The organism is Psittacicella gerlachiana (genome assembly GCF_003585965.1).
Lineage (GTDB): Bacteria > Pseudomonadota > Gammaproteobacteria > Enterobacterales > Psittacicellaceae > Psittacicella > Psittacicella gerlachiana.
This window is the reverse complement of sequence record NZ_NRJF01000090.1, coordinates 1-5151: the sequence shown is the minus strand read 5'-3', so window position 1 is coordinate 5151 and position 5151 is coordinate 1. Positions and strand designations below refer to the sequence as shown.

The following is a 5151-nucleotide window of genomic DNA, read 5'->3' as shown; positions in this document are numbered from 1 at the left end:
CCTTATTCTCTTGAATAAGGTGTTTATTTTGTCGCTAAAATTTACAAAAAGTATTAATTTTTTGGTATAATTAAAGGGCGATTTAGCATATTAGCCATAGTATCTAAACTCATAAATTTATATTGATAGTCGATACTTAGTTAATCTTAATATAACTCGGCTACACAATTTATTCATCAATTTATACTATTCACTATAGCAAAGTGAAAATTTTCTTTGAGTGATGTCTAATGTCTGAAATCGAGTATAAAAGTAAACGTCGTAAAAGACGTAAAAATAATTTACCAGACCCTATTACCTTAGCAGAGAATTATTTAGATGTATTAATAGCTAAGCTAGCTATTAGAAAAAAAGATCGTTTAGAGATCCTAACTAATAAGTTTGTTACCTCTGCTGAGTATGAAAACGGGTTTATCGCTAAAAAAATTGATGATTTAGTTTTTCAAACTTTTGATCAATGCTATGAGCCTGAGACAGTAATAGTCAAGTCTGATGGTGCTGTTAGAAGTATTTATTCTGAAAGGATTAAACAGTTAAAAGTGTTTACCTATGATATAAATACTAAAATAAATTATCTTACACACGATCCTTCAACGCCATTAAGACGTTTTTATGAACGTGAACATGTAAAAAATGTTGAGCGTGAGGTAGGATTTACTAACAGCGTAGTCAATAAGTAGATGTCAAAATGGCTAATCTCTTTGAGATTAGCTTTTATTTTGCTCTTTCCTTTCCACTTTATTAATTTGATGAGTCATAAATGGTCACATCACAATTAAGCACAAAAAACGTAAAACAATTTTTTAAAACAAAAGTATTTAGATCTTTAGAGAGCTTATATAAAGAACTAAGTACTAATTTCTCAGAGTTTTCTAATTTTTCTTATGAAGAAGTTATTTCGAGCTTAAGAAACTTAAATTGGTTATATGCAGGAGCTTTTGGGTATTATGTTTACCCTACAAAAAAACCTCTAACTCTTTATAGAATATCGGTAACTAATTCAGGGGTAGCTTTTGCAAGTGAATTAACTGAAGCTGAAGCTAACAGCGATTTTTTCAAGAAAGAAAAGAAAGAAACTGACATCTTTATTCCAAGAAACATCGTTGATGCAAATCATTTTTTGGATGGAGATATTTTTTATTCGAACTTAAATAAAAATAATGCAGATTCGTCAGCGAATGTATTTATTTTTAAAAAACTTGCAAATGATCGTCGAGTTTGTGATGTAAGACGTAATACTAATAAGTTTGTCAACAAACTATTTGTAGCTTATGTACCAAACGGTGATCATATTGATTTAATTAACCTTACAGCTACCCAAAGAGCGATCGAGGAATTTAAAGGCAAAGAAGGATATCTTGGGATTATTCGTCAAGTAAGAAATTTTGCTTTTGCTGAGCGTGGTGGTTTTGTAGTTATAAACCATGAATATGTTCTTGAACGTATTTTTAATTCAGATTCAGAAGTAGAAAATACTATTGAATCTGTATTAAGTAAATTTGAACTGCCAGTAGCCTTTGCTGATGATGTAGTTGCAGAAGCTCAAAGCTTTGGTGAAGAAGTTCCTGAGTATGATCTAAATGTACGTAAAGATTTAACCCATTTAAACTTTGTCACTATCGATGGTGAAGATGCACGTGACTTTGATGATGCCGTATATTGTGAACAACTAACTGATAAAAGTGGTTGGAGATTATATGTTGCAATTGCCGATGTATCTTACTACGTAAGAGAAAATACACCATTAGGAGAAAGTGCTGCTCAACGCTCAACTTCGATTTATTTTCCAACTCGTGTAGTTCCAATGTTACCTGAAGAGTTGTCGAATGGTTTATGTTCGATTAATCCACAGGTAAAAAGATTTACCTTAGTTTGTGAAATGATTATCGACAACAAAGGTAAATTAAAAACTTATGATTTCTATCAAGCATGTATTATTAGTAAAAATAGATTTACTTATAATCAAGTGCAGGAAATTATAAATTCTGACTTTACGAACTTAACTAATTCAACGGCAGAGTTAAATCAAGATTTAAGATCCTTATATAAGTTATATCAAAAATTAACTTTAGCCCGAGAAGAACGTGGAGCTATAGCTTTAGAAACTTCAGAACCACATTTTAGATTTAATCCTGATGGTTCTATTGCTGAAATGTATTTTGTTCAACGTCATGATGCTCATAAAATGATTGAAGAACTCATGGTAATAACAAACGTAGCAGCTGCTAAATTTGTTTACGACCATGGAGTTGCTGCTCCTAATCGTAATCACAGCATTCCGACTGTTGAAAGAATTACAACCCTAAATAATTATCTTGCTAACTTTAATTTAGCAGTACCTCCGTTTCCACAACCTAAGGACTATCAAAACTTAGCTAAAGTAATTGATACTTTACCAAGTGAAAAAGAACTGGTATACACACAAATGTTACGCTCTCTACCTCGAGCTGTTTATGAAACTGACTCTCATGGACATTTCGGGTTAGCTCTTGATAAGTACGCTCAGTTTACGAGTCCAATTCGACGCTATCCTGATTTATTATTACATCGAGTTATCAAAGCAATTATTTTTGCTAAGGTTCCACAAATTGGCTATAGCCAAGGAGCATTTTTATATCAAGATGAGCGTATGGATGCTCTATGTGAAACTTGTTCTAACACTGAGTTCAAAGTTGAAAAGGCATGTTATGACTTTTTAGATTGGATTAAGTGTAGATTTATGCAAAGATACATAGGTAAAGAGTTTGTGGCAATCGTATCCACGATTACCAAGAACGGACTATTTTTAACCATTCCAGAGTTCCAAATTGATGGTTTCTTATCTTTTTCAGGTGAAGATAAAGCTTTACTTGAAAAAGTAAAAAATAATACCGAATTAAGAGACAAACTCAAAATTCGTGTCCATAAAATATCTTTACATGATCGTCGTATCGAGTTTGTATTAAATACACAAAAGGTATCTGCAAAATCTGCTCCTAAAGAGAGGTATGTAACTCAATTAGGACGCACTGATCATTCTGAATCTAAACCTAAGACTTTTAATAAAAAGAAAAGTTATAAAAAACCGAGAAAACGCAAGCAAAAATAAATTACCATGAAACTATTACGTTTAGATAAAATAATTGCAGATAATACTTCCCTCTCACGTAGTGAAGTACAAAAACTTGCAAAAAATGGTCTCATAATTGTAAATGGTCAAACTTGCACTAAAGTCTCTGAAAAATTTAGTTTAGATAATCTTGAAATTATAGTAGATGGTGAGCAAATTAACTTTGCTCACCCTAAGGTATTAGTATTTCATAAACCTAAAGGGGTTATTTGTGCTAATAATGATCCTTATGGGAGTTTAAATGTTTTTCATCTGTTACCATCTACTTATCATCAATTTCATACTGTTGGACGTTTAGATAAAGATACCACAGGACTTTTGTTGATTACTGATGATGGAAATTTTTCTCATCAATTAACTTCACCAAGAAAACATGTAAGTAAAAAATATTTTGTTACTTTAGAAGAGCCAGCTCTTGAAAGTTATCAAGAAGTTATTACTGAAGGAATTTTGCTTCACGGTGAAACCGACAAAACCAAACCAGGCATAATTGAGTTTACAGATAATCCTTTTCAAGTATATTTAACTATTACTGAAGGTCGTTACCATCAGGTTAAAAGAATGTTTGCAGCTTTAAATAATAAGGTTATTGATTTACACAGAGTTTCTATTGGTAACCTTGATTTACCTGCGGATCTTGCTGAAGGTGAGTATTTTGAATTATCAGTTCCTCAAGCTTTAGAATTAGTATATGGAGAAAAGTGAGTGTCTGAAAAAGAGATAAGTTTTGCAGAATTATCATCAACTCAAGATCAACAACTTAATTCAGAGTTTACGCTAAAATTTGAAGAGTTAATTGGTGAGTTTGATAATTTAATGCAAACTAATACAAATTTAAATGAACAGCTAGTAATAGCTTGCTCTTTATTAAAAAATTCGATTGAATTAAATAAGCAGCTACTTGAAAAATTAAAGAAGTAAGTAATGAAAAAGTTAAGTATTTTTTCTAGTATTTTATTAGGGTTTAGTGTTACTTCTGCTGGTGCTTTAACTTTTACACATAATAATTTTACTCTAGATCTTAATAGCAGATTACAATTATCGGCACTAAATTTTAGTGAAGATTATTATCCTAATCTTGATGGATTTAAGCATAGTTTTATAGCGATAACACCTTCTTATAAAATCAATAATGTATACTTAGGTGCTACTTATGTTGGACGCTATGTTTTAGATACAAATAATAATTTAAATCGTGAAGATAATTCTAAGTTTTCTTCAAGTCAATATTATGTATTCTTAAAAAGTCCACAACTAGGACAAACATCCATTGGTAAAACTTCAGGGATTTTAGAAGATTACTTCCTTGGATCACAAAATTTTGGAATCAGTTCTACCAACTATTTACCATTAACTATAGCTTCTGATACCTATCATCAAGGTATGTGGAAATATGTAAGTAGTAAAGATAAGTACTACGATTATGGTTTTAGTTTTGTGCATAATGCAACCAATGATTACGGTTATTATTCACAAATAGCTGGTAATATTAATTGGAAGTTTAATTTAAGTGAGAACCAACAGCTTAAAGTCTTAGCATTATATGCTTCACAAAAGCAAGTTGTAAGCGATAGCTATCGTTTTAAAACTCACCCTTATTCTTTAGGTTTAGCATACAATTACGCAGACCTAGTGGAATTAAAAGTAGTAGGTTATAAAACCCATCAAAGAACTTTTGATTATTCTGATAGTTCTCTAACGAAAACTAATGTTTATGGGGTAATTTATAATTTAACGGTTTCACCGCTTGATTATTTAAAACTTTATGCACGCTATGCTTATAATAAAGTTGATAATAAAAATGATCGTGAAGCGAGAAGTGTTTTAGGTGGGAGCATTGAAGCTCATAATAGCTTTAAACAAAGAATAGCTACTTTTGGTGCTCAAGTTAATATTCTAAAATATGGTTTTATTTATGCAGACCATTCTAGAGTTTTAGAAAATACCACGAATCAATCTTCAACTGATGGCTATAATTTTACGCAAATTGGTTGGGGAGTACAATTCTAAATCATACCTTTTATATAGAGTAATTAAGAATG

At 31.0% G+C, this 5151-nt stretch carries 5 protein-coding genes; all 5 read left to right on the top strand.

The window, feature by feature from the left end:
- The first annotated feature begins 230 nt into the window (after window positions 1-230).
- The 5 genes from CKF59_RS03705 (at window position 231) to CKF59_RS03685 (ending at window position 5119) form a co-directional block, all read left to right on the top strand.
- Window positions 231-680 (top strand): hypothetical protein, encoded by a 450-nt coding sequence (locus tag CKF59_RS03705; protein ID WP_119534636.1) that lies wholly within the window; start codon window positions 231-233, stop codon window positions 678-680.
- Window positions 681-760: 80 nt separating this feature from the next.
- Complete coding sequence (locus CKF59_RS03700; protein WP_119534635.1) at window positions 761-3088, top strand: ribonuclease R family protein; 2328 nt, start codon at window positions 761-763, stop codon at window positions 3086-3088.
- Window positions 3089-3094: 6 nt separating this feature from the next.
- Complete coding sequence (locus CKF59_RS03695; protein ID WP_119534634.1) at window positions 3095-3814, top strand: pseudouridine synthase; 720 nt, start codon at window positions 3095-3097, stop codon at window positions 3812-3814.
- Entirely contained in the window at window positions 3815-4030 is a 216-nt protein-coding gene (locus CKF59_RS03690; protein WP_119534633.1) for a hypothetical protein, read from the top strand. It begins immediately after the preceding gene.
- A 3-nt stretch (window positions 4031-4033) separates the two neighbouring features.
- The gene (locus CKF59_RS03685) at window positions 4034-5119 is read left to right on the top strand and encodes a hypothetical protein (protein WP_119534632.1); all 1086 of its coding nucleotides are present in this window, start codon (window positions 4034-4036) and stop codon (window positions 5117-5119) included.
- Window positions 5120-5151 lie beyond the last annotated feature (32 nt).

What these genes read in the sequence shown, in the direction of transcription:
- CKF59_RS03700 (WP_119534635.1), top strand. Translation starts at nt 761, where the DNA reads ATGGTCACATCACAATTAAGCACAAAAAACGTAAAACAATTTTTTAAA.
- CKF59_RS03695 (WP_119534634.1), top strand. Translation starts at nt 3,095, where the DNA reads ATGAAACTATTACGTTTAGATAAAATAATTGCAGATAATACTTCCCTC.
- CKF59_RS03705 (WP_119534636.1), top strand. Translation starts at nt 231, where the DNA reads ATGTCTGAAATCGAGTATAAAAGTAAACGTCGTAAAAGACGTAAAAAT.
- CKF59_RS03685 (WP_119534632.1), top strand. Translation starts at nt 4,034, where the DNA reads ATGAAAAAGTTAAGTATTTTTTCTAGTATTTTATTAGGGTTTAGTGTT.